Here is a 23316-nt window from a genome sequence, read left to right as displayed (position 1 = left end):
AGGTACCAATACCTTCATCCCGCTGCCTCCAAATGGAAATAATTACCCGGCATGTGCCGGGATCGCATTGCACAATTTTTTCTTGATTCTACAGCTTCGCAAGCGCTCGTATATGCGCGACCACGCTGCGACCCAGGGCTGACAGGTTGTAACCGCCCTCGAGCGTGCTGACGATCCGCCCCTGGCAGTGGCGCTCGGCCACCGCCACGAGCTGTTCGGTTATCCAGGCGTAGTCGGCCTCGACCAGCCCCATCTGGCCCATGTCGTCCTCGCGGTGCGCGTCGAAACCCGCCGAGACCAGAATCAGTTCGGGCCGGTGCGCCTCCAGCGCAGGCAGCCAGGTATCCGTCACGATAGTCTTGACCGCGGCGCCTCCGGTATAGGCGGCTACCGGCACGTTCAGCATATTGGAGGCCGGATTCTCGGTGCCGCTGTTGGGAAAGAAGGGATGCTGGAAGAAGCTGCACATCAGCACCCGGTCGTCGCCGGCGAAGATATCTTCGGTGCCATTGCCGTGGTGCACATCGAAATCGACGATGGCCACGCGCGACAGGCCATGGAAGTCCAGTGCATGCTGCGCTGCAATGGCGACGTTGTTCAGAAAGCAGAATCCCATGGCCTGGGAACGGCATGCGTGATGCCCGGGAGGACGCACCGCGCAGAACGCGGTACGGGCTTCCCCGCCCATCACGGCGTCCACCGCCGCCACGCCCGCGCCCGCCGCGTAGAGGGCGGCCTCGTAGGTGTGGGGATTCATCAGAGTATCCGGATCGATAGGGAAATACCCTTGCTCCGGCAAATGTTCGCTCAAACTGTTCAGATACTGGACAGTGTGCACCCGCAATATGTCATGGCGGGATGCCTGCGGCGCCTGGCGGTCATCCAGGTAAGGCATCAAGCCGCTGGCTAGCAACTGGTCTGAGATGGCGTCCAGCCTCTGGGGGCTTTCGGGATGCCAACTGCCCATTTCATGCAAGCGGCATGCCGGGTGGGTAAGATACATGGTCTCCATAAGGAAGATTATGTTCATCTGTCGGCGTTTACTGCAACTCGGAACGCTTTCCGCCCTGCTGGCGGGCTGCTCCACCACCGCTCCCTCTGCCCCCACCAACACCGCCGCCGGCCAGCCGGCCGCCGAATCAACCCCGGCCCCCATCCGTATCGGACCCAGCGCGCCGACACCTGGCTCCGAACTGGCGGACGACGCTCCTGCCGCGCTGGGCGCCAATGGCGCGCTGCGGCCTGAAGTCCGTTCCTTTGTCGAAAACCTGGCCACCGAGCGCCAGCTGCCGCTGGATCCCATGGTCGCAGCGTTGGCCGGTTCGCGTTACAACGCCACGGTGGCGCGCCTGATCGCGCCGTCGCCGCCGGGCAAGAAGATCTGGCGCAGCTGGCTCACCTACCGCTCGCGCTTCGTCGAACCCAAGCGCATCGGCTGGGGCGTGGAGTTCTACAACGATAACCGCGACCTGCTCAACCAGGCGGCGCAGCGCTTCGGCGTCCCGGCGCCCGTGATCGCCTCCATCATCGGCGTGGAAACGCTGTATGGCCGCAATATGGGCAATTTCCGCGTGCTGGACGCGCTGACCACGCTGGCCTTCGACTATCCGGACCCGGCCAAGCCCGAGCGCGCCACCATGTTCCGCGGCCAGTTGGCGGATTTCCTGACCCTGGTCATGAAGGACAAGCTGGACCTGGAAACGCGCGGCTCCTATGCGGGCGCCATCGGCATGCCCCAGTTCATGCCTACCAGCGTCATGCATTACGCAGTGGACGGCGACGACAACGGCCATATCGACCTGAGCAACAACACGCGCGACGCCATCATGTCCGTGGGCAGCTTCCTGTCGCAGCACGGCTGGCAGCGCGGCCTGCCGGTGTTCGCCCCGGTGATGCTGCCCGCGGATCCTGCCGCGCTGGTCGACGGCGGGCTGGAACCCAAGCAGAGCTGGGGTACGCTCACGGCGGCGGGCGCCCGCTTGCAACCGGGCGCGTCGGCCGCCGGCTGGGGCAGCCAGCCGCTGGGCGTGGTCGATCTGGTCGAGGAAGCCCGCGGCACGGCGCAATACCGCGTCGGCACGCCCAACTTCTTCGCCCTCACCAAGTACAACCGCAGCTACTTCTACGCCACTTCCGTGGCAGACCTGGCCAACGAGATCGAGGCCCGCGTGAGCCGCTGAAAAAAAACCCGGGCTCGCGGGCCCGGGCTGCTTCGGTGCGGGGCGTTCAGTTGAAAACGCCCGTGGACAGATAGCGGTCGCCGCGGTCGCAAACGATGAACACGATGGTGGCATCGTTAACGCGTTCGGCCACGCGCAGGGCCGCAACCAGCGCGCCCGCCGACGAAATTCCGCCGAAGATGCCCTCTTCCGCCGCCAGCCGGCGCGCCATCTGTTCGGCCTCCGCCTGCTCGATGGATTCGTAGGCGTCCACCCGGCTGCGGTCGAAGATCTTGGGCAGGTAGGCTTCGGGCCACTTGCGTATGCCCGGGATCGACGATCCTTCGGCGGGCTGCGCGCCCACCACCTGCACCGCGGGATTGCGCGACTTCAGGTAGGTCGACACGCCCATGATGGTGCCTGTGGTGCCCATGGCGCTGACGAAGTGGGTGACGCGCCCTTCGGTCTGGTTCCAGATTTCCGGCCCGGTGGTCTCGATGTGAGCGCGCGGGTTGTCGGGATTGGCGAACTGGTCCAGCACCAGCCCGCGGCCGTCCGCCTGCATGGCGGAAGCCAGGTCGCGGGCGTACTCCATGCCGCCCTTGTCCGCCGGCGTCAGGATCAGCTCGGCGCCATAGGCCGTCATGGCCGCGCGCCGCTCCACCGACAGATTGTCCGGCATGATCAGGATCATGCGGTAGCCGCGCATGGCGGCCGCCATGGCCAGTGCAATGCCGGTATTGCCGCTGGTCGCCTCGATGAGGGTGTCGCCCGGCTTGATGTCGCCGCGCTCTTCCGCGCGCGCGATCATCGACAGGGCCGGACGGTCCTTCACGGAGCCGGCGGGGTTGTTACCCTCCAGCTTGGCCAGGATGACATTGCCCCGGGCCGCGCCCGCGGCCCCAGGAATGCGCTGCAGGCGCACCAGCGGCGTGTTGCCGACGGTTTGCTCGATAGTGGGATAGGTAGTAGTCATGCGGACGATCATAACCTCGCCCGGCGGCGCGCGGCGCCAAAGGCCGCGCTCCCGCCAGGGCTACCCGCGCCAGCCGATGCAGTCAGGGCCGGGCGCGGGCCGCAGGCTGGGAGGATGGCGGCCTGGATTCGGGCTTGGCCTCGGGCTTGGGCGCTGCCGCCCTGCCCTGCGCCGGCTTGGCCGCCGCCTCGCCCGGCCCGGCCTGAGCCCCGGCGCCGCCCACCAGCAGGCCGGCCTCCTGCAGGGCCTGGGCCTTTTTCGGGCCAATGCCGCGCACGCGTTCAGCCAGGTCGTTCAGCGACTCGAACTTGCCGCCCCGCTCGCGTTCCTTCACGATGATCTCCGCCATGCGCGGGCCTATGCCCCGGACACCCTCGAGCTGTTGAGCATTGGCTTGATTGACGTCGAGCGCGTGCGCCAGCGGCGCGGCAAAGCCCAGGCCGGCCGTCACCAGCAAGACGCCCAGGACCTGTCGCAAGGGCCGCGGCCGGGCGCCGGAACCAGCGGGCGAGCGCTGCCTGCGCCACCGCGCACGGGGCGCAGGCCGGGCTGCGGCGGATTGAAGAAATGGATTCATGAAAGGCCTCCCTGGAGTCTGGCGCAACGGCTGTCACGCCACGCTCAGATCATGCCGGCGGCCCGCCCGGCAGCGGCGGCGCAGTGAACGGAAACATCCGCCCCGGCAAACCGCCAGGCGTAAAAAAACCACCGCGAGCGGTGGTTTTCATGCGGAGACGCCGCGAGCCTTTATTTCCGGGCGCGCCAATAGCGCACGTATTCGGTGACGCCGGTCCGCACATCGCGCATGGGCGCCTGAAATCCCGCCGCGCGCAGACGCGTGACGTCGGCCTGCGTGTAGCTCTGGTAGCGTCCCTTCAGGTCGTCCGGGAAGGGGATGTAGCGGATCAGATCCAGCTCGACCAGCTGCGCCAGCGTCAGTTCGGCTTCGCCGCGCTCGGCGCGCAGCGCATTGACCACGCCGGCCGCCACGTCGTTGAAGGGCTGCGCCCGGCCCGTGCCGCAGTTGAAGATGCCGGACTGTTCCGGGTGATCCAGGAAATGCAGGTTGACGGCAACCACGTCCTCGACCGAGATGAAGTCGCGGCTCTGGCCGCCATCGACATAGCCGTCCCAGCCGGCGAACAGGCGCACGTGTCCATGCTCCAGGAACTGGTTCATGTTGTGGAACGCCACCGAGGCCATGCGGCCCTTGTGCTGTTCGTGCGGGCCGTAGACGTTGAAGTAGCGCAGACCCACGACCTGCGCCGTGAGACTGTCCATGCGCTGGCGCAGGACCTGGTCGAACAGCAGCTTGGAATAGCCGTAGACGTTCAGGGGGCCTTCGTTGGCGGGATCTTCCACGTAGATGGACGAGCCGCCATAGACCGCCGCCGAGGAGGCGTACAGGAACGGAATGCGGCGCTCCTGGCAGAACTCGAACAGCTCCAGCGTGACGCGGTAGTTGTTGTCAAGCATGTAGCGGCCGTTGCGCTCGGTCGTGTCCGAACACGCGCCCTGGTGCAGCACGGCACGCACTTCGCGCAGGCTGCCGTCGAGGACGCGGCGGCGGAAGTCGTCCTTGTCCATGTAGTCGGCGATCTGGCAATCGACCAGGTTGACGAACTTGTCGCCTTCGGTCAGGTCATCGACCGCGATGATGTCCTGGATGCCGCGGCGGTTGAGCCCGCGCACCAGGTTGCTGCCTATGAAGCCCGCGGCTCCGGTAACGACGATCATGAGGATTCTCCTGCCAATTCCGCGGCGGTGACGATGGACGTGCCGAGCTTGCCCACGGCGATGCCGCCGGCCTTGTTGGCCCAGCCCATCGCCTCGACCCACGGCAGATCGATGGCGCGCGACACGGCCAGCGTGGCCAGCACGGTATCGCCCGCGCCGGACACGTCGAACACTTCGTGCGCTTGCGCATCGATGTGGTCGCGTCCTGCTGCGGTAAACAAAGTCATGCCCTGCTCGGACCGCGTCACGAGCAAGGCTTCCAGATCCAGATCGGCGCGCAGGCGCTGCGCGCGATCGGTAAGTTCGGCCTCGGAATTCCAGCGGCCCACGGCCTCCTGCATTTCCGAGCGGTTGGGGGTGACCAGGGTAGCGCCGCGGTAGCGGGCGTAGTCATGGCCCTTGGGGTCCACCAGCACCGGCACGCCCGCGTTGCGGGCCAGGGCGATCAGCGACTCGACCCGTGCGAGGACGCCCTTGGCGTAGTCGGACAGCACGACGATGTCATGGTTGGCCAGATGGCGGGCAAACGCGGCCTCGACGTGGTCCAGCGCGGCCTGCGCCGGATGCTGCTCGAAGTCCACGCGCAGCAGTTGCTGCTGACGGCCCAGCACGCGCATTTTCAAGGTGGTGTGCAGGGACGGATCGGCGACCAGTTCGGCCTGTATGCCGGCTTCGGCGGACAGGCGCCGGACGCTGTCGCCGGCCTCGTCCTGGCCCAGCACGCCCACCAGGGTGACATGGCCGCCCAGGGCCGCCACGTTGCGGGCCACGTTGGCGGCTCCGCCCAGACGGTCTTCGCGGCGCGCCACGCGCACCACGGGCACCGGTGCTTCCGGCGAGATGCGTTCGACTTCGCCGAACCAGTACCGGTCCAGCATCACGTCGCCCACCACGAGGACGCGGCTATGCGAAATGGCTTCGGCGGGAAATGAATTCATTCAAGTTCTTCCAGACGGCGCGGCGCATAGGTTTCCCATGCATTGCAGCCGGGACATTGCCAGTAAAAGCGACGCGCTTGAAAACCGCAACTGCGGCATGCGTAGCGGTCCAGCCGCTGCGTATGCTTGTGGATCAGGCTGCGCAACAGCGTCAGGTCGGCGCCCGGCACCGGCGCTTGCTCGGCGCCGCCTTCCGGATTGGCCAGCTCGGCTTCCAGCAGGCGGTCCAGGCCCAGCAGCGACGGATGGCTGCGCAAGGCATTGCGGGCAAATGCCCATGACGGCGCAGAGCCCTGCTGGGCGCGCAGTTCGCGGAACAGTACGTTGAACAGGTCCAGCGACGCGTGGCGCGCATACTGTTTCTGCAGCACGTCGAGCCCGGCCGCTTCCTGATTGGCGGCGCGGTAGTTCGCCAGGACCTGCTCGGCCACCAGGCCGGCGTACTCGGGAGCGTCGGTCATGACCGACTCCAGGTACAGGCGTTCGCGCTTCGGGTCCTGTTCGATCAGGGCCAGGCGGGCGCGCAGCATCGCAGTGCGCACCATGGCGCCCTTGCTCGCACCAGGATCGATGGTCGACAGGGCATGGTCGGCGGCATCCAGCGCCTTGTGGGCCGCTTCGACGTCGGCGGGCTTGGCCGACAGCGCGGTCTGCGCCTGTTCGCAGTAATAGTGCACGAGCTGCGGCACCGGCTCGTCGACCAGGCCCTGCAGCGTCTTCACCGCCTCGATGGCGCGCGGCCAGTCGTGCTCGGATTCATAGATCCGGATCAGCGAGCGCAGCGCGGGTAAGGCGTAGCGGGTGTCCTTGAGCTGCTCGAAGCCGCTTTCGGCGCGATCCAGCATGCCGGCCTTCAGGAAGTCCTGCGCCAATTCGTGCTGCGCATGCTCGCGCTCGGCCGCGGGCAGGTCGGAACGGTTCAAGAGGCTCTGGTGCACGCGAATGGCGCGCTCCATCTCGCCCCTGCGGCGGAACAGGCTGCCCAGCGCAAAGTGCAGTTCGGTGGTCTCCGGGTCCAGCTTGGCCACTTCGACGAAGGCGTCGATGGCGCGGTCCGGCTCTTCATTGAGCAGGAAGTTCAGCCCGCGGAAATAGGAGTCGGGCAGGCTGCGGGTCTCCCGCAGCATTTGCCGGATATCGAAGCGCGCGGCCAGCCAGCCCAGCGCGAACAATACCGGCACGAAAATCAACCACCAAGGTTCAAAATCCACTATGCGGGCTCTTGCGGTAATTCAGTGCGGAAAGGGATACGGGGCCGGCGCGCGTTACAGCGGCGACATCGGGGCCACGGCCTCCGGCGGCACCGCAGGCGTGGTGCCGGCCACGGCGGCCTGGACGCGGTCCAGTTCGCGGCGCAGACGCATGGCTTCGCGGCGGCGGCGCATGGCGGCGGGCACGGTCAGCAATAGACCGAACAAGGCGCCCAGCACGAACACAACCAACATCACGACGATGAGCGGAACATCCTGCACCACGTAATCAGCGTAGAACTTCACGGCGACCGGATCCGTGTTTTTCAACGCAAACATCAATACTGCAACGAACACGAGCAATCGCAGGGCCCAGACTAGGTAGCGCATGGCGCATGCTCCAAAGAATTCAAGACTATCAATTGTAAGCGACGGATCTCGTCTGGCGCCAAAAAACAAAGCCCCTTGATTGCTCAAGGGGCTAGGTTCTCGGTCCGATCCGCCCGAAGGCGGCCTTACTGCCGTGCCGTCAATGCATGGCGTGCAGACTCACCATCGACGGCATCGGTTCACTCGATCCAGAGGATTGAGCGTCCTCGTCATTGCCGCCGGCCAAGTCCACCCGCTCGCGCAATTCCTTGCCCGCCTTGAAGTGCGGCACCTGTTTGCCAGGCACCAGCACCTGTTCGCCGGATTTCGGATTGCGACCGATGCGGGGAGACCGCTGCGACAACGAGAAGCTGCCAAAACCGCGGATCTCGATGCGCTGACCCGAGGCCAGGGCCTGGGTCATTGCGTCGAGCACGGTCTTGACCGCGTAATCGGTATCGCGGGCGGCCAGCTGAGGATAGCGGGCCGCCAAGGCGGCGATCAGCTCCGACTTGGTCACGAATTAACCGTCGTTGCGCTGTTGGTCCAGCTTGGCCTTCAGCAGCGCGCCGAGGTTGGTGGTGCCGGACGAAGCGCTGGCATCGGACATGCGCTGGATCGTTTCGGCGGTTTCGGCGTTGTCACGGGCCTTGATCGACAGCTGGATCGAACGCGTCTTGCGGTCGATGTTGACGATCATGGCTTCGATGTTTTCGCCGGCGTTCAGAACGGTGGTGGCGTCTTCGACGCGGCCCGAGGAGATCTCGGAAGCGCGCAGGTAGCCTTCAACGTCCACGGACAGCGTGACGACGGCGCCCTTGGCTTCGACCGACTTGATGGTGCCCGGAACAACGGCGCCCTTGTCGAAGGTGGCAACGAAGTTGTTGAAGGGATCGCCTTCCAGCTGCTTGATGCCCAGCGAGATGCGTTCCTTGTCGGTATCGATGCCCAGAACCACGGCTTCGATCTCGTCGCCCTTCTTGAAGTTGCGCACGGCTTCTTCGCCGGTTTCCGTCCACGACAGGTCGGACAGGTGAACCAGGCCATCGATGCCGCCGGGCAGGCCGACAAACACGCCGAAGTCGGTGATCGACTTGATGGCGCCGCGGACCTTGTCACCACGCTTGAAGTTGGTGGCGAACTCTTCCCACGGGTTCTGGCGGCACTGCTTCATGCCCAGCGAGATGCGACGACGGTCTTCGTCGATTTCCAGGACCATGACTTCGACTTCTTCGCCCAGGGTCACGACCTTGCGCGGATCGACGTTCTTGTTGGTCCAGTCCATTTCGGAGACGTGCACCAGGCCTTCGATACCGGCTTCGACTTCAACGAACGCGCCGTAGTCGGTCAGGTTGGTGACCTTGCCGAACAGGCGGGTGCCTTGCGGGTAGCGGCGAGCCAGGCCCACCCACGGATCTTCGCCCAGTTGCTTGACGCCCAGGGAGACGCGGCTCTTTTCCTGGTCGAACTTGAGCACCTTGGCTTCGACTTCCTGACCCACTTGCAGGACTTCGGAGGGGTGACGCACACGGCGCCAGGCCATGTCGGTGATGTGCAGCAGGCCGTCGATGCCGCCCAGGTCCACGAACGCGCCGTAGTCGGTGATGTTCTTGACCACGCCCTTGACCACAGCACCTTCGTGCAGGGTTTCGAGCAGCTTCTGGCGCTCTTCGCCCATGCTGGCTTCCAGCACCTGGCGACGCGACAGAACGACGTTGTTGCGCTTGCGGTCGAGCTTGATGACCTTGAATTCGAGGGTCTTGCCTTCGTACGGGGTGGTGTCCTTGACCGGACGCAGGTCCACCAGCGAACCCGGCAGGAACGCGCGGATGCCGTTGGTCATGACGGTCAGGCCGCCCTTCACCTTGCCGGTGATGGTGCCGGTAACCAGCTCGCCGTTTTCCAGGGCCTTTTCCAGTTGCAGCCAGGCCGACAGGCGCTTGGCGCGGTCACGCGACAGGATCGTGTCGCCGTAGCCGTTTTCCAGGGAATCGATGGCCACCGAGACGAAATCGCCGGGTTGCACTTCGAGCTCGCCCTGGTCGTTCAGGAACTCTTCCAGGGGGATCAGCGCTTCGGACTTCAGGCCGGCGTTGACGACGACAAAGTTGTGGTCGACGCGGACGACTTCGGCGCTGATGACCTCGCCGGACTTCATGTCCTGGCTCTTGAGGCTCTGTGCGAAAAGGTCGGCGAAGCTTTCGCCGCCGGTGGCGACGGTAGTGGAAACGGAAGACATGGGGTTGAAATCCATTAGGCCGAAATGGCCGTTAAAAACACACCGCAGCGGATTGCCCGCCACAGTGGAGTCAAAATGCCTGTTTGCCGGTTCGCCCTTGCGGGGTGGCCCGTGGGGGTTGCGCCTAGCTTGAACAGGGCCGATAAAAAAAACAGAAAACCTGCGTAGGATTCGCGGAGAAAGGCCGGGACCGATACTTCAATCCGCGGCGGCGTTCTTCCAGGAATCCAGTATTGCCTGCACCGTTTCTGCAATCGTCAAATCAGACGAATCCAGCACGTATGCATCCGCTGCGGGAGCCAGGGGTGCCGTAGCTCGCCCCATATCGCGGGCGTCCCGCTCGCGCATATCCCGTAGGAGGTCATCAAGATTAGCAGAAATTCCCTTTTCGATCAACTGCTTACAGCGCCTCTCCGCCCGCGCGACCACATCGGCGACCAGAAACACCTTCAGGGGCGCGTCGGGAAACACCACCGTACCCATGTCGCGCCCGTCCGCAACCAGGCCCGGCGCCACCCGGAAGGCGCGCTGGCGCTCGAGCAGCGCCTGGCGCACGCCCGGGAAGGCAGCCACGCGCGAGGCGAAATTGCCGACTTCCTCGCGGCGGATCTCGTGGCCGACGTCCGTGCCTTCGAGGTAGACATGGGGGCCTTCGAAACGCACGTCCAGGGTTTCGGCCACGCGCGCCACGGCGGGCTCGTCCTCGGCCGACAAGCCGCGGTTCAGCGCCGCCAGCGCAGTCAGACGATAGAGCGCGCCGCTGTCGAGCACCGCCCAGCCCAGCGCCTTGGCGACGCGGTGAGCCACCGTGCCCTTGCCAGACGCGGTGGGGCCGTCGATGGTGATGACGGGGACAGAAGAGGAAGTTGCAGAGCGAATCGAAGTCATGGGCAATTCTGCGCTAGGCCGTAACCAGGCCCGCGTAAACATCAAAGTAACCCGGGAAGGTCTTGCTGACGCAGCCCGGGTCGAGAATACGGACGGCCGCCGGCCCGAAAGCCGCCAGCGAGAAGCACATGGCCATGCGGTGGTCGTCCCAGGTGCCGATGTGCGCGTCGCGCCAGGCGTCCTGCGCGGGCGGCGTCACGCGCAGCCAATCCGACCCCGATTCCACCTGCGCACCCAGCTTTTCCAGCTCGGTCTGCATGGCGTGGATGCGGTCGGTTTCCTTGACGCGCCAGCTGCCGATGTTGCGCAGGCGGCACGGGCCGTCGGCATACAGCGCCAGGGCGGCCGCGGTCATGGCGGCGTCGGGGATCAGGTTGAAATCGGTGTCGAAGGCCTTCAGGCGTTCGCCCTGGGCGACGCGTGCGCCAGACACCTCGATCCAATCGGCGCCATAGGTCACGGTAGCGCCCATGTCGGCCAGCGTATCGGCAAAGGCGACGTCGCCCTGGATGCTGTCCGCGCCCACGCCGGTCACGCGCAGCGGCCCGCCGCCGATCGCGCCCAGCGCCAGGAAGTACGAAGCCGTGGAGGCGTCGCCCTCGACCGCAATCTGCCCGGGGCTGCGGTAGGCCGCCCCGCCATCGATGACGAAGCGGCTCCAGCCGTCGCGCCGCACCTGCACGCCGAAGCGCGCCATCAGGTTCAGCGTGATCTCGATGTAGGGCTTGGAAATGAGTTCGCCCAGCACTTCGATCGTGACGGGCTTGCCACTGCGGCCGGCCTGCAGCGGCGCGGCCATCAACAAGGCCGTGAGAAACTGGCTGGACACCGAACCCTGCACGCGCGTGACCGCGTCCGCCGCGATCTCGCCGCGGCCAATGCGCAGCGGCGGATAGCCGGGCTGGCCCAGATAGTCGATGCTGGCGCCCAAGCCCCTGAGCGCGTCGACCAGGTCGCCAATGGGACGCTCGTGCATGCGCGGCACGCCCGACAGGCGGTAGTCTCCGCCCATCAGCGCCAGCGCGGCGGTCAGCGGCCGGATCGCAGTGCCGGCATTGCCCATGAACAGGTCGGCGCTTTCCACGGGAAAGCGGCGCACGCCCTGCACCGTGACGCTGCCCGCATCCAGCTCCGACACCTGCACGCCCAGTTGGCGCAAGGCGCCGAGCATGACGCGGGTGTCGTCCGAATCCAGCAACCCGGTGATGACCGTGCTGCCTTCAGCGATGGCGGACAGCAACAGCACGCGGTTGGAAATGCTTTTGGAACCCGGCAGGGCAATCACGCCCCGCGCTTGCCGCACGCGCGGCAGATCGAGATAAGGCAAAGCGCCCATGTCAGCTACTCCTTGCGCCAGTTGCGGCGGGCGCGGGCCGCCGTGTCCAGCAGCTTCAGCAAAGCCGCGCCATTACCGTCGGCAATGGCGCGTTCGGCACGATCCAGCACCGCGCGCACGTCGGCCAGTTCGGCCAGCATCGCGTCGCGGTTGGACAGAAAGATGTCGCGCCACATTTCCGGCGAACCCGCGGCGATGCGCGTGAAGTCGCGAAAGCCGCTGCCCGCGAGATCCAGACGCATGGCGGCGTCGGCAGCCTCGGCCACCTGTTCCATGTACACCGCCGACAGCAGATGCGGCAGATGGCTGACCGAGGCCAGCACCCGGTCATGGGCGTCGGCATCCATGTCGATCACGTCCGCCCCACAAGCCTGCCACGCGCGGCGCACCAGGTCCAGCGAGGCCGCGCCGTTCTCGGCCAGGGGAGTCAGAATGACGGTGCGCTTGCGGTACAGGTCGGCATCGGCAGCTTCCGGCCCGGTGCGCTCGGCGCCGGCGATGGGATGGCCAGGCACGAACTGCGCGGCCCGGTCACCCAGGGCGGCGCGCGCGGCAGCAACCACTTCCACCTTGGTGCTGCCGCCATCGGTCAGCACGGTGCCGGGACTCAGATGCGCGCGCATGCGTGACAGCACGTCCGCCAGCCCGCCCACCGGCGTCGCCAGCAGGATCAGGTCGGCTCCGGCGGCGGCTTCTTCAATGGAGGCGGCCGCGTCGATCAGCCCCAATTCAACGGCGCGGGCCAGGGATTGCGCGTTGCGCCCCACCCCCAGCACCCGGCCAACCTGTCCGGCCCGGCGCAAGGCTGCGGCGAACGAGCCGCCAATCAGGCCCACGCCCACGACGGCCAATACAGGAATCAGGGGGCCATCGGCCCCCTGATCGGATTTCGGTGACGCGTCGTTCATGCGGAGAGGATGGCGGTCAGCGCGTCGATGAATCGATCATTTTCCTGCGGCAGCCCGATGGATACCCGCAGCCATTCCGGCAAGCCGTCGCCGGCCACCGGGCGCACGATCACGCCGCGCTTGAGCAGTTCCAGGTTGATGCGCGGAGCGTCGCCCACGTGCACCAGCACGAAGTTGCCGTAGCTGGGCACGTAGCGCAGCTTCAAACGTTCAAACGCGGCGCACAGTTGCGCCTTGCCCGCCTTGTTCGAGGCATAGGCCTCTTCCAGGTAGGCTGCGTCGCGCAGCGCGGCGATGGCCGCGGCCTGCGCCAGCGTATTGACGTTGAACGGCTGGCGCACGCGGTTCAGCAGATCCGTCAGGACGGGTTGCGCCACCGCGAAGCCCACGCGCAGGCCCGCCAGGCCGTAGGCCTTGGAGAACGTGCGCGACACGATCAGGTTGGGATAGCGGCGCACCAGCGCCGTGCTGTCGAAACGGAACTCGGGATCGAGGTATTCGTTGTAGGCCTCGTCCAGCACCACCGTCACACGGTCGCCGTGAGCAGCCTGGACGCGTTCCAGGAAGGCCGCGATCTGATCGCCCGGCACGAAGGTGCCGGTCGGGTTGTTCGGGTTGGCGATGAACAACAGCCGCGTATCGTCGGCGATGGCGTCGAACATCGCATCCAGGTCATGGCCGTAGTCCTTGGCCGGCACCACGATGTGGCGCGCGCCGCGCGCCTGGGTCGCCAGGCGATAGACCGCGAACGAATGCTGCGCATACACCGCCGACACACCCGGCTCCAGCAGCGCCAGCGCCGCGATTTCCAGGATGTCGTTGGAGCCGTTGCCCAACGTAACCCAGCTCATCGGCACGCCGTAGCGCTCTGCCAATGCCGCCTTCAGATCGAAGCCGTTGGGATCGGGATAGCGCGCCAGCGACTCGGCCGCGGCCAGCATGGCCTCGCGCGCGGACTTGGGCATGCCCAGCGGGTTTTCGTTTGACGCCAGCTTGACGATGCCGGCAGGATCCAGCCCGAATTCGCGGGCCAGTTCTTCGATGGGCTTGCCGGCCTGGTAAGGCGCGATGGCGCTGACGTGCGCGGGAGCAACGAGGGGCTTGGATGCGGTGGTCATGTCGGAGAGGCTCATGGCGCCGGGTAGGAACCCAGCACTTTCAGGTAGGCAACCTGCGCCTGCAAGGCAGCAAGGGCGCGTTCGACGTTCGGATCATTGCGGTGACCCAGGACGTCCACATAGAAATAATATTCCCACTGCCCGGTGCGCGCGGGCCGCGACTCGAAGCGCGTCATGGACACGCCATTGGCCGCCAGCGGCGCCAGCATTTCGTAGACGGCGCCCGCACGGTTCGGCACTGCCAGAATCAGGCTGGTCTTGTCCTTGCCGCTGACCAGCGGCTCGATGTTGCCGATCGCCAGGAAGCGCGTGCGATTGTGCGGATCGTCCTGGATGCCCGCGGCGACGATCTGCAGGCTCCAGGCGGGCGCCGCCACCTCGCCGGCGATCGCCGCGATGCTCGGGTCGGACGCCGCCGCGCGCGCGGCCTCGGAATTGCTGGACGCGGCCACCCGGGCCACGTCGGGATAGTTGCGCGTGAGCCAGCCCTGGCACTGGGCCAGCGCTTGCGGATGCGCGGAAATCGTCTTGATGCCGTCCATGCTGCCGGACTGCGACATCAGGCAATGGCGTATCACCAGCGAACGCTCGCCCAGGATCTTCAGGGGCGTGTTCAGCAACAGATCCAGGCTGCGGTTGACGGCGCCTTCGGTGGAGTTCTCGACCGGGACCATGCCCACGTCCGCCTGCCCTGCCTCGACCGCGCGGAAGACCTCGTCAAACGACGCGCACGGCAGTTTCTGCACGGCCTGCCCGAAATGCTCCCGCGCCGCCTGCTCGGAGAACGAACCTTGAGGCCCCAGGAAGGCGACCGTCATGCCGCGTTCCAGGCCGCGACAGGCCGAGATGATTTCGGTCCAGACCGCGGCCACGCCAGCGTTCGGAAACGGGCCGGGATTGGTCTGCTGCAAGCGGCGGATGACATCGGCTTCGCGTTCGGGGCGCAGCACGGGGCCATCGGCGTTCGCGGCGTGCTTGGCCTCGCCCACTTCCAGCGCAGCGCTCGCGCGCTGCGTCAGGAGGTCGAGGATCTGGGCATCCAGCGCGTCGATGCGCTGACGCAGAGGGAGCAGCTTACGCTGCAGATCGTCATCCATAGCGACGCTCGAATTCCTTGAGGTACTCGACCAGCGCCGACACCCCGGCCAGGGGCACGGCGTTATAAATGGAGGCACGCATGCCGCCCACGCTCTTGTGGCCCTTGAGCTGGGTCAGGCCGGCCGCGTCCGCGCCTTGCAGGAAGGCGTCGTTGAGCGATTCGTCGTGCAGCACGAACGGCACGTTCATGCGCGAGCGCACGGGTGCGTGGATGGGATTGCGATAGAAACTGGTGCTGTCCAGGTAGCCGTACAGCAGATCGGCCTTGGCCTTGTTCGCCGCTTCCATGCCGGCCACGCCGCCATTGGCCTTGACCCACTTGAACACCAGGCCGGCGACGTAGATGGCGAAGGTCGGCGGCGTGTTGTAGCGCGAATGCTCGGCGGCCACATTGGCGTAGTCGAAGGCGGACGGGCAGATCGGCAAGGCATGGCCGATCAGGTCGCGGCGCGCGATGACCATGGTCACGCCCGCCGGACCGGCGTTCTTCTGCGCGCCGGCATACATCATGCCGGTGCGCGTCACGTCCATCGGACGCGACAGGAAATGCGAGGACGCGTCGACGACCAGCGGCACGTCGGGCGCGCCCAGCGCGGCGGTATCGGGCCAGTCCATGAACTCGACGCCACCGATGGTTTCATTGCTGCAAAGATGCAGATAGGCCGAATCCTGGCGCACCTGCCAGGTATCGACCGGCGGCACCCAGGTCAGCGGCGCCTGCTCGCGGCCATCCAACTGGATGGCCTGCTCGCTGCTTGCCGCCACATGGGTGCTGCCATAGCGGCCGGCTTCCTTGTACGAACGCTTGGACCAATGGCCCGTCACGACGAAGTCGGCCGCCGGCGCGCCGCGGCGCCCCATGAGATTCATGGGAACGATGGCGTTTTCCCCGGAACCGCCGCCTTGCATGAACATGACGGCGTAGTCCGCCGGCAGTCCCAGCAAGTCGCGCAGATCGGACTCGGCTTCATCGCAGATCTGCACGAAATGCTTGCCCCGATGGCTCATTTCCATCACGGACATGCCGCTGCCGTGCCAGTCCAGCATTTCCGCAGCGGCTTGCTGCAGCACCACCTCGGGCAAGGCCGAGGGGCCTGCCGAGAAGTTCCAGGGGCGGGCCATTATTGCTCCGTAGGTTCCGTCGAATCCGTCGAGTCCGCAGCGCCGTTGTCGTCGCCGCCATCCGCTTCCTGGCCGTCTTCGCCCAGGTCGCCATCATCGTCCGCATCGCTTTCGACGACACGGCGCACGCCGGACAACGAACTGCCGTCATCGACGTTGATGAGCGTGACCCCTTGCGTGGCGCGGCCCATTTCGCGGATTTCCGAGACGCGGGTGCGCACCAGCACGCCGCCGGTCGTGATCAGCATGATCTCGTCCGAAGGCATGACCAGCACTGCGCCCACGACCTTGCCGTTGCGCGAGCTGGTCTGGATGGCGATCATGCCCTTGGTGCCGCGGCCGTGGCGCGTGTACTCGGTGATCGGGGTGCGCTTGCCGTAGCCGTTTTCGGTGGCGGTCAGCACGCTTTGCGTTTCGTCGCCAGCCACCAGCAACGCGATGACGGTCTGGGTGTCTTCCAGCATCATGCCGCGCACGCCGCGGGCGTTGCGGCCCATCGGACGCACGTCGTTTTCGTCGAAACGCACGGCCTTGCCGGCGTCCGAGAACAGCATGACGTCATGCTTGCCGTCGGTCAGGTCGGCGCCGATCAGGTAATCGCCATCGTCCAGGTCCACGGCGATGATGCCGGCCTTGCGCGGATTGGAGAAGTCGGACAGCGGGGTCTTCTTGACCGTGCCGCGCGAGGTCGCCATGAAGACGTAGTGGTCTTCGCTGAATTCCTTGACCGGCAGCACCACGGTGATCTTCTCGCCTTCAGTCAGCGGGAACATGTTGACGATGGGCTTGCCGCGCGAGTTGCGCGTGCCCTGCGGCACTTCCCAGACCTTCAGCCAGTACACGCGGCCGCGGTTGGAGAAGCACAGCAGGAAGTCGTGCGTGTTGGCGATGAACAACTGGTCGATCCAGTCGTTTTCCTTCATGGCCGTGGCCTGCTTGCCGCGTCCGCCGCGCTTTTGCGAACGGTACTCGGACAGCGGCTGGCTCTTGATGTAGCCGCCGTGCGACAGCGTCACGACCATGTCGGTCGGCGTGATCAGGTCTTCGGTGTCGAGCTCGGTGGCGTTCAGCTCGATGTCCGAGCGGCGCGTATCCTTCACGCCAGTCGAGAATTCCGCCTTGATGGCCTGCAGCTCGTCGGAGATGATCGTGGTGATGCGCTCCGGACGCGCCAGGATGTCCAGCAGGTCGGCGATGGTGGACATGATGTCCTTGTATTCGCCGACGATCTTGTCCTGCTCCAGCCCGGTCAGGCGTTGCAGGCGCATGTTCAGGATTTCCTGGGCCTGCGTGTCGCTCAGGCGGTACATGCCGTCGCCCTGGAGGCCGAACTCGGTGCCCAGGTCGTCCGGACGGAAGGCCGCGCGGCCTCCCGGCGTGTCGCCGTCGGCGCGCGACAGCATTTCGCGCACCAGCGAGGAATCCCACGACTTGGCCATCAGTTCCTGACGCGCGACCGGGGGGGTCGGCGCCGCCTTGATGATGGCGATGAAGTCGTCGATGTTGGCGAGCGCAACGGCCAGGCCTTCCAGCACGTGGCCGCGTTCGCGGGCCTTGCGCAGCTGGAACACCGTGCGGCGCGTGACCACTTCGCGGCGATGCTGCAGGAAGTAGTCGATCATCTGCTTCAGGTTGAGCAGGCGGGGCTGGCCGTCGACCAGCGCCACCAGGTTCATCCCGAAGGTGTCTTGCAGCTGCGTGTTCTTGTAGAGGTTGTTCAGGACGACCTCGGGAACCTCGCCGCGCTTGAGCTCGATGACCAGGCGCATCCCGTCCTTGTCGGACTCGTCGCGGATGTCCGAGATGCCTTCGATCTTCTTGTCGTTGACGAGCTCGGCGATGCGTTCCTGCAGCGTCTTCTTGTTGACCTGGTAGGGGATCGCGTCGACCACGATGGCCTGGCGGTTGCCCTTCTCCATGTCTTCGAAGTGGGTCTTGGCACGCATGATGACGCGGCCGCGACCGGTGCGGTAGCCTTCCCGCACGCCGGACATGCCATAGATGATGCCGCCGGTGGGGAAATCGGGGGCCGGGATGAGCTCCATGAGTTCATCGACCGAGCAGCCCGGATTACGCAGGCAGTACAGGCAGCCGTCGACCACTTCCTGGAGGTTGTGGGGCGGAATGTTGGTGGCCATGCCCACCGCGATGCCCGAGCTGCCGTTGACCAGCAGGTTGGGCAGGCGCGACGGCAACAGCAGCGGTTCTTGTTCGCTGCCGTCGTAATTGGGGCCAAAGTCCACCGTTTCCTGGTCGATGTCGGCCAGCAATTCGTGGGCGATCTTGGCCAGGCGGATTTCGGTGTAACGCATCGCCGCGGCGTTATCGCCGTCGATCGAGCCGAAGTTGCCCTGGCCGTCGACCAGCATGTAGCGCATGGAGAAATCCTGCGCCATGCGGACGATGGTGTCGTAGACGGACTGGTCGCCGTGGGGGTGGTATTTACCGATGACGTCCCCGACGATACGCGCCGACTTCTTATAGGCGCGATTCCAGTCGTTGTTCAGTTCGTGCATCGCGTAGAGCACGCGCCGGTGGACGGGCTTGAGGCCGTCCCGCACATCCGGTAGCGCCCGCCCGACGATCACGCTCATTGCGTAATCGAGGTAACTGCGGCGCATCTCTTCTTCCAGCGATACCGGAAGCGTCTCCTTGGCAAAGGAATCCATATATATAACGACAGAATCGTGTAAGGAGGAACCCGGGCCGGGTAAACAGGAAATTCTATCATCCGATTCCCCGAGCGGTCAGAAGCTCCTCCCCAAGTGCCGCCTCGGCGGACCGGACCGGCGGACATGGGGCCGCGACCGGCCGCGCGTCCGCCCGCGTCCTGCGGCCCTGTTGTCAAAAACCAACATGGAAAACCGAAGGAGCGCCGAAAACGTCATATCCAGTGCCAATGCGCCTCTCCAGGGAAGCCAAAGCCCCCCAAATGCCTTAAGATTGTTTCCAGCACGCAGGAAACCCAGTAGCTATTCCTTTGAACCAGCTCTTGGCGTTGCTATACTGGCCCCGTTTTCCTGATATGCGGCGGGGGTTCGCTGCGAGTCACTTATCCAGCTTCAAGCTCAACGAGGAGAAACATGAACAAACCCTCCAAATTCGCTCTGGCGCTCGCCTTCGCCGCCGTCACGGCCTCTGGTGTAGCTTCCGCGCAAACCGTGGACAACTGGCGCAACCCGTTCGGTGACGTTTGGAAGAACGGCACGAACGAACTGTGCTGGCGCGATGCATTCTGGACCCCGGCCACCGGCATCCCCGGTTGCGACGGCGTTCCGGTTGCACAACAGAAGGCGAAGCCGGCCCCGATGGCGGCCAAGGTCGTGTTCAATGCTGACACGTTCTTCGACTTCGACAAGTCGACGCTGAAGCCCGAAGGCCGTCAGCTGCTGGACCAAGTCGCCCAGCAAGCTCGCGGTATCGACCTCGAAACCATCATTGCTGTGGGCCACACCGACTCGATCGGTACGGAAGCCTACAACCAGAAGCTGTCCGAGCGCCGCGCCGCTTCGGTCAAGACCTACCTGGTCAGCAAGGGTATCGACCCGAACCGTATCTACACGGAAGGCAAGGGTGAGCTGAACCCGATCGCTTCCAACAAGACGAAGGAAGGCCGCGCCCAAAACCGTCGCGTTGAGATCGAAATCGTGGGTAGCCGCAAGTAATTGCCGGACTAGCTACAATAAGAGGGCCTCGCATAGCGAGGCCCTTTTTTTCGCCGGCCACGCACCAAAGCGGTGCAAGGCTGCGCCGCCCCTCCCTCGCCCGGCGCGACGGACCCCTCTATATATAGAGTCATAGAGTCGCCTTACGCTGAACCTGCCCATGACTACGCAAACTCACGACACCGCCCGCCCCGCCATCAACGCCGACCAGGCCGAACTGGACAAGTTCGGCGCCCTGGCCAGCCGCTGGTGGGATCCCGAAAGCGAGTTCAAGCCCTTGCACGCGATCAATCCGCTGCGGCTGGAATGGATCCAGGAATGCGCCGGCAGCCTGGCGGGCAAGAAGGTCCTGGACGTGGGCTGCGGCGGCGGCATCCTGTCCGAAGCCATGGCGCACAGCGGCGCCGAGGTTACCGGCATCGACCTGGCCGACAAGTCCCTGAAGGTGGCACGCCTGCACGGCCTGGAATCGGGTGTGAAAGTGGAATACCGCAAGGTTCCCGTGGAGGAACTTGCCGCGGAGCAGCCTGGTCAGTACGACGTGGTGACCTGCATGGAAATGCTGGAACACGTGCCGGATCCGGCCTCGATCGTGCGCGCCTGCTCCACGCTGGTCAAACCGGGCGGTTGGGTGTTCTTTTCAACGCTGAACCGCAATCCCAAGTCGTTCCTGTTCGCCATCGTGGGCGCTGAGTACGTCTTGCGCCTGTTGCCGCGCGGCACGCACAGCTATGACCAGTTCATCAAGCCCAGCGAGCTGTCGGCGGCGGCGCGCGGCGCCATGCTGGAACCAGTGAGCATGCGCGGCATGGAATACAACCCGATCACCCAGATCTACACCCTGTCGTCCGACACCTCGGTCAATTACCTGATGGCTACCCGCAAATGAGCGCCCTGATCCTGTTCGACTTCGACGGCACGCTGGCCGACACCGCCCCCGATCTGGCCGCGGCGGCCAACCGCCAGCGCACCCGCAAGGGCTTGGAACCCATGCCTTACGAGGCCCTGCGGCCGGTGGCGTCCCAGGGCGCACGGGGCCTGCTGCGCGTGGCGCTGGACCTCAAGCCGGGCGACGCCGATTACGAGCCGACCCGCCTGCAGTTCCTGGAAGACTACGCCGCCAGCTCGACCGTCCATAGCAAACTGTTCCCCGGCATTGAGGCGCTGCTCGCCGACATCCGCGACCGCGGGCTGTCCTGGGGCATCGTGACCAACAAGGTCACCTACCTGACCCTGCCCATCGTCGAATACCTGGATCTGACGCGCGACAGCGCGGTCCTGGTCTGCGGCGACACCACGGCGCACGCCAAGCCGCACCCGCTGCCGCTGCAGCACGCGGCGCGCGAAGCGGGCTTTTCCGTCGACCGTTGCGTCTATGTCGGCGACGACCTGCGCGACATCCAGGCCGCGCACGCGGCAGGCATGCCGGCCGTGGCTGCCGCATACGGCTACGTCGGCGAAGACGACAACATCACGACCTGGGAAGCGGAAACCTGCGCCAACTCCCCCGCGGAACTCTGGTCCGCCATCCAGCCGTTGTTGCCCAGCGACCTGCGCTGATTCTGCTCCGCCGGGCCGCCGCCACGCGGCCCGTTTCCGGCCTGATGATGGTTCGCGAAAATTAGTTGAGTTTGCCGAACAATCTTTCCGAACCCAAGGCCTTTATCCTGAAACCAAAGTCACTTAAAGTGTGACCCATGCAAGGCATTCGGGTGCTTCCCGATTGCCTTTTCCGGCTCTTGCCGGAGGTTGCGGACACTGCTGCCCGCCACCATTGATCTCACGCACCGGCGTCCTTCGACCCCGATGCAGTTGCCCGGCACAGAAGCCGGCGCACCCCTGACCTTTTTTTAGACCGCCCACAACGCCGCCCGCGCGCCGCCCTCCAGCGCCGCGCCAGAGGAATGCCTATGCTATTGCCCATCCTGTTACTTTCCGCAGCCGGTTTCACCATCCTGACGACAGAATTCCTGATCATCGGGCTGCTCCCCGGCCTGGCGCGCGACCTGAACGTCACCGTATCCCAGGCCGGCCTGCTGGTCTCGCTGTTCGCCTTCACGGTGGCGGCGACCGGCCCGCTACTCACGGCGCTCATGGCCAACATCGAGCGCAAGCGCCTGTTCATTGGCGTGCTGGTGCTGTTCGGCCTGTCCAACGCCCTGGCGGCTGCCGCGCCGAACATCTGGGTCATGGCCGTGGCGCGCCTCGTCCCCGCCCTGGCGCTGCCGGTGTTCTGGTCGCTGGCCAGCGCCACGGCGGTGGAACTGGTCGGCCCGGCGCGCGCCGGCCGAGCCATCTCCATGGTCGCCTTCGGCATCGTTGCGGCCACGGTGTTCGGCATCCCCATCGGCGTGCTGATCTCGGACGCCTTCGGCTGGCGCGCCGCCTTCGGCGTGCTCTCGGCGGTGGCATTCGCCAAGGCGCTGCTGTTGCTGTTCGCCTTCCCCAGCACCCGCATCCGCGCCGACAGCGTCAAGCTCGTCACGCAGCTGCGCATCCTGCGCAACCCCATCGTGGTGGGCCACGTGCTGTTGTCGCTGCTGGTCTTCACCGGCATGTTCACCGCCTATACCTATCTGGCGGACATGCTGGAGCGGCTGGCCGGCTTCAACGGCCAGATCGTGGGCTGGACGATGATGGCGTTCGGCGCCGTCGGCCTGGTCGGCAATACCCTGGGCGGCCGCATGGTGGACCGCAGCCCGCTGGGCGCGACCGCGCTCTTTTCGGCGCTGATGGCCGCAGGACTGGCGGCGATCACCCCCGTGATGCAGTCGCATGGTCTCCTGGCCGTGGCGCTGGGCGTCTGGGGCATCGCGCAAGCCGCGCTCTTCATCGTCTGCCACGTGCGCCTGATGAAATCCGCGCCGGAAGCGCCGGCTTTTGCCGCTTCCCTGAACATCTCGGGCGCCAACACCGGGATCGGCCTGGGCGCCGTGGTCGGCGGACATGTCATCGACAACTACGGACTGGCCTCGCTGGGCTGGGCCGCGGCCGTCATCGTCACCATTTCCGTGATCCTGGCCTTGGCGCTGATGGCAGCCTCGCGCCCGCGCCACGAGCCCAAGGCGGTCTGCGCCAACGCGGCCTGAACGGCCGCCTGTATCGTCCGCGCCACGCCGGGGCAAGGCTGCGCGGGCGAGACAGCAGGCTATGGCATTTACCAGTACAATAGATGTTCTTGGGGCCGATCCGGATTCGACGTGGGTCGCGAAACAACTCAGGGCATGCCGAGCACCAGTACGCTCGTTAAACCACTGGAAACACTACAAACGCCAACGACGAGCGTTTCGCTCTCGCCGCTTAAGCGGTGAGCCGCTGCACTGATCTGTCCTTGGGTCAGGCGGAGGAAGGCAACTTCCTAGGGGGGTAACCCTCGAACCGCAGCAGCGACATTCACAAGGAATCGGTTTGAACTGGGGTCACACGGTTCAAATTTAAATTACGTGAATCGCTTTGGTCCGGCCTGTCGGTTGGCTAAGTCCAAGGTTAAATCCAAATAAATCGACTACGCATGTAGAACTGATTGCAGAGGGCTTGCGGACGGGGGTTCAATTCCCCCCGGCTCCACCAAAT

General features: G+C 65.5%; 21 protein-coding genes and 1 other RNA gene. 6 read left to right on the top strand and 16 right to left on the bottom strand.

Annotated features, from left to right (window positions below; genetic code table 11):
* Window positions 1–88: 88 nt before the first annotated feature.
* Window positions 89–1012, bottom strand: a complete 924-nt coding sequence (locus tag IPU70_RS32570; RefSeq protein ID WP_207474139.1) for a histone deacetylase family protein — start codon at window positions 1010–1012, stop codon at window positions 89–91.
* 10 nt (window positions 1013–1022) lie between these two features.
* On the opposite strand from IPU70_RS32570, the gene mltB reads away from it, so the two are divergent.
* Window positions 1023–2180 (top strand): lytic murein transglycosylase B, encoded by a 1158-nt coding sequence (gene mltB / locus IPU70_RS32565; protein ID WP_207474138.1) that lies wholly within the window; start codon window positions 1023–1025, stop codon window positions 2178–2180.
* Between the two features lie 46 nt (window positions 2181–2226).
* On the opposite strand, the gene cysM is transcribed toward mltB, so the two are convergent.
* From cysM to gyrA, 15 genes are all read right to left on the bottom strand, one after another.
* Window positions 2227–3135: a cysteine synthase CysM gene (gene cysM, locus IPU70_RS32560; protein ID WP_041655288.1), complete on the bottom strand. Its 909-nt coding sequence runs from the start codon at window positions 3133–3135 to the stop codon at window positions 2227–2229.
* Window positions 3136–3217: 82 nt separating this feature from the next.
* Window positions 3218–3712 (bottom strand): helix-hairpin-helix domain-containing protein, encoded by a 495-nt coding sequence (locus IPU70_RS32555; protein WP_207474137.1) that lies wholly within the window; start codon window positions 3710–3712, stop codon window positions 3218–3220.
* A 170-nt stretch (window positions 3713–3882) separates the two neighbouring features.
* The gene (gene rfaD / locus IPU70_RS32550) at window positions 3883–4872 is read right to left on the bottom strand and encodes an ADP-glyceromanno-heptose 6-epimerase (RefSeq protein WP_013392398.1); all 990 of its coding nucleotides are present in this window, start codon (window positions 4870–4872) and stop codon (window positions 3883–3885) included.
* Complete coding sequence (gene rfaE1 / locus IPU70_RS32545; RefSeq protein ID WP_207474136.1) at window positions 4869–5810, bottom strand: D-glycero-beta-D-manno-heptose-7-phosphate kinase; 942 nt, start codon at window positions 5808–5810, stop codon at window positions 4869–4871. Before rfaE1 ends, rfaD begins: the two co-directional genes overlap by 4 nt.
* Window positions 5807–7021, bottom strand: coding sequence for a lipopolysaccharide assembly protein LapB (lapB, locus tag IPU70_RS32540; RefSeq protein ID WP_088139180.1), 1215 nt, complete (start codon window positions 7019–7021; stop codon window positions 5807–5809). Before lapB ends, rfaE1 begins: the two co-directional genes overlap by 4 nt.
* Before the next feature lie 54 nt (window positions 7022–7075).
* Window positions 7076–7390, bottom strand: coding sequence for a lipopolysaccharide assembly LapA domain-containing protein (locus IPU70_RS32535; protein ID WP_013392395.1), 315 nt, complete (start codon window positions 7388–7390; stop codon window positions 7076–7078).
* Window positions 7391–7529: 139 nt separating this feature from the next.
* On the bottom strand, window positions 7530–7889 hold the full coding sequence (locus IPU70_RS32530) for an integration host factor subunit beta (RefSeq protein ID WP_013392394.1): 360 nt from the start codon (window positions 7887–7889) through the stop codon (window positions 7530–7532).
* Between the two features lie 3 nt (window positions 7890–7892).
* Complete coding sequence (rpsA, locus tag IPU70_RS32525) at window positions 7893–9608, bottom strand: 30S ribosomal protein S1 (RefSeq protein ID WP_041655272.1); 1716 nt, start codon at window positions 9606–9608, stop codon at window positions 7893–7895.
* Between the two features lie 198 nt (window positions 9609–9806).
* Window positions 9807–10496 (bottom strand): (d)CMP kinase, encoded by a 690-nt coding sequence (cmk, locus tag IPU70_RS32520; RefSeq protein WP_207474131.1) that lies wholly within the window; start codon window positions 10494–10496, stop codon window positions 9807–9809.
* A gap of 13 nt (window positions 10497–10509) precedes the next feature.
* On the bottom strand, window positions 10510–11832 hold the full coding sequence (aroA, locus tag IPU70_RS32515; protein WP_207474129.1) for a 3-phosphoshikimate 1-carboxyvinyltransferase: 1323 nt from the start codon (window positions 11830–11832) through the stop codon (window positions 10510–10512).
* A gap of 5 nt (window positions 11833–11837) precedes the next feature.
* The gene (locus tag IPU70_RS32510; protein WP_207474127.1) at window positions 11838–12740 is read right to left on the bottom strand and encodes a prephenate dehydrogenase/arogenate dehydrogenase family protein; all 903 of its coding nucleotides are present in this window, start codon (window positions 12738–12740) and stop codon (window positions 11838–11840) included.
* A complete protein-coding gene (hisC, locus tag IPU70_RS32505; protein ID WP_207474125.1) occupies window positions 12737–13858 on the bottom strand; it encodes a histidinol-phosphate transaminase in 1122 nt (373 codons plus the stop codon). The genes IPU70_RS32510 and hisC overlap by 4 nt, the downstream gene beginning before the upstream one ends.
* Before the next feature lie 11 nt (window positions 13859–13869).
* Entirely contained in the window at window positions 13870–14955 is a 1086-nt protein-coding gene (gene pheA, locus IPU70_RS32500) for a prephenate dehydratase (RefSeq protein WP_207474123.1), read from the bottom strand.
* The gene (serC, locus tag IPU70_RS32495; protein WP_207474113.1) at window positions 14948–16078 is read right to left on the bottom strand and encodes a 3-phosphoserine/phosphohydroxythreonine transaminase; all 1131 of its coding nucleotides are present in this window, start codon (window positions 16076–16078) and stop codon (window positions 14948–14950) included. Before serC ends, pheA begins: the two co-directional genes overlap by 8 nt.
* Window positions 16078–18747 carry a DNA gyrase subunit A gene (gene gyrA, locus IPU70_RS32490; RefSeq protein ID WP_013392386.1) on the bottom strand — a complete coding sequence of 890 codons (2670 nt, stop codon included), beginning with the start codon at window positions 18745–18747 and terminating at the stop codon, window positions 16078–16080. Before gyrA ends, serC begins: the two co-directional genes overlap by 1 nt.
* Window positions 18748–19161: 414 nt before the next feature.
* Between gyrA and ompA the strand changes: the two genes are divergently transcribed.
* The 5 genes from ompA (at window position 19162) to ssrA (ending at window position 23313) form a co-directional block, all read left to right on the top strand.
* Window positions 19162–19743 (top strand): outer membrane protein OmpA, encoded by a 582-nt coding sequence (gene ompA, locus IPU70_RS32485; RefSeq protein WP_013392385.1) that lies wholly within the window; start codon window positions 19162–19164, stop codon window positions 19741–19743.
* A 160-nt stretch (window positions 19744–19903) separates the two neighbouring features.
* Window positions 19904–20632, top strand: a complete 729-nt coding sequence (gene ubiG / locus IPU70_RS32480) for a bifunctional 2-polyprenyl-6-hydroxyphenol methylase/3-demethylubiquinol 3-O-methyltransferase UbiG (RefSeq protein WP_207474104.1) — start codon at window positions 19904–19906, stop codon at window positions 20630–20632.
* Complete coding sequence (locus IPU70_RS32475; protein WP_207474095.1) at window positions 20629–21303, top strand: HAD-IA family hydrolase; 675 nt, start codon at window positions 20629–20631, stop codon at window positions 21301–21303. Before ubiG ends, IPU70_RS32475 begins: the two co-directional genes overlap by 4 nt.
* Window positions 21304–21653: 350 nt before the next feature.
* Entirely contained in the window at window positions 21654–22832 is a 1179-nt protein-coding gene (locus tag IPU70_RS32470; RefSeq protein ID WP_207474093.1) for an MFS transporter, read from the top strand.
* Window positions 22833–22923: 91 nt separating this feature from the next.
* Window positions 22924–23313, top strand: a transfer-messenger RNA (tmRNA) gene (gene ssrA, locus IPU70_RS32465).
* Window positions 23314–23316 lie beyond the last annotated feature (3 nt).

This window comes from Achromobacter sp. SD115, from assembly GCF_017355315.1.
Taxonomy (GTDB): Bacteria; Pseudomonadota; Gammaproteobacteria; order Burkholderiales; family Burkholderiaceae_B; genus Achromobacter; species Achromobacter xylosoxidans_B.
Note: the sequence above shows the minus strand (reverse complement) of the source record. Positions and strands in the feature narration are given on the sequence as shown.

Coding starts and splice junctions, on each gene's coding strand:
- IPU70_RS32475 (WP_207474095.1), top strand. CDS start 20,629: ATGAGCGCCCTGATCCTGTTCGACTTCGACGGCACGCTGGCCGACACC.
- ompA (WP_013392385.1), top strand. CDS start 19,162: ATGAACAAACCCTCCAAATTCGCTCTGGCGCTCGCCTTCGCCGCCGTC.
- IPU70_RS32470 (WP_207474093.1), top strand. CDS start 21,654: ATGCTATTGCCCATCCTGTTACTTTCCGCAGCCGGTTTCACCATCCTG.
- rfaD (WP_013392398.1), bottom strand. CDS start 4,872: ATGATCGTCGTTACCGGAGCCGCGGGCTTCATAGGCAGCAACCTGGTG.
- rfaE1 (WP_207474136.1), bottom strand. CDS start 5,810: ATGAATTCATTTCCCGCCGAAGCCATTTCGCATAGCCGCGTCCTCGTG.
- mltB (WP_207474138.1), top strand. CDS start 1,023: ATGTTCATCTGTCGGCGTTTACTGCAACTCGGAACGCTTTCCGCCCTG.
- gyrA (WP_013392386.1), bottom strand. CDS start 18,747: ATGGATTCCTTTGCCAAGGAGACGCTTCCGGTATCGCTGGAAGAAGAG.
- serC (WP_207474113.1), bottom strand. CDS start 16,078: ATGGCCCGCCCCTGGAACTTCTCGGCAGGCCCCTCGGCCTTGCCCGAG.
- ubiG (WP_207474104.1), top strand. CDS start 19,904: ATGACTACGCAAACTCACGACACCGCCCGCCCCGCCATCAACGCCGAC.
- hisC (WP_207474125.1), bottom strand. CDS start 13,858: ATGACCACCGCATCCAAGCCCCTCGTTGCTCCCGCGCACGTCAGCGCC.
- IPU70_RS32510 (WP_207474127.1), bottom strand. CDS start 12,740: ATGAACGACGCGTCACCGAAATCCGATCAGGGGGCCGATGGCCCCCTG.
- rpsA (WP_041655272.1), bottom strand. CDS start 9,608: ATGTCTTCCGTTTCCACTACCGTCGCCACCGGCGGCGAAAGCTTCGCC.
- IPU70_RS32535 (WP_013392395.1), bottom strand. CDS start 7,390: ATGCGCTACCTAGTCTGGGCCCTGCGATTGCTCGTGTTCGTTGCAGTA.
- pheA (WP_207474123.1), bottom strand. CDS start 14,955: ATGGATGACGATCTGCAGCGTAAGCTGCTCCCTCTGCGTCAGCGCATC.
- IPU70_RS32555 (WP_207474137.1), bottom strand. CDS start 3,712: ATGAATCCATTTCTTCAATCCGCCGCAGCCCGGCCTGCGCCCCGTGCG.
- cmk (WP_207474131.1), bottom strand. CDS start 10,496: ATGACTTCGATTCGCTCTGCAACTTCCTCTTCTGTCCCCGTCATCACC.
- IPU70_RS32570 (WP_207474139.1), bottom strand. CDS start 1,012: ATGGAGACCATGTATCTTACCCACCCGGCATGCCGCTTGCATGAAATG.
- aroA (WP_207474129.1), bottom strand. CDS start 11,832: ATGGGCGCTTTGCCTTATCTCGATCTGCCGCGCGTGCGGCAAGCGCGG.
- cysM (WP_041655288.1), bottom strand. CDS start 3,135: ATGACTACTACCTATCCCACTATCGAGCAAACCGTCGGCAACACGCCG.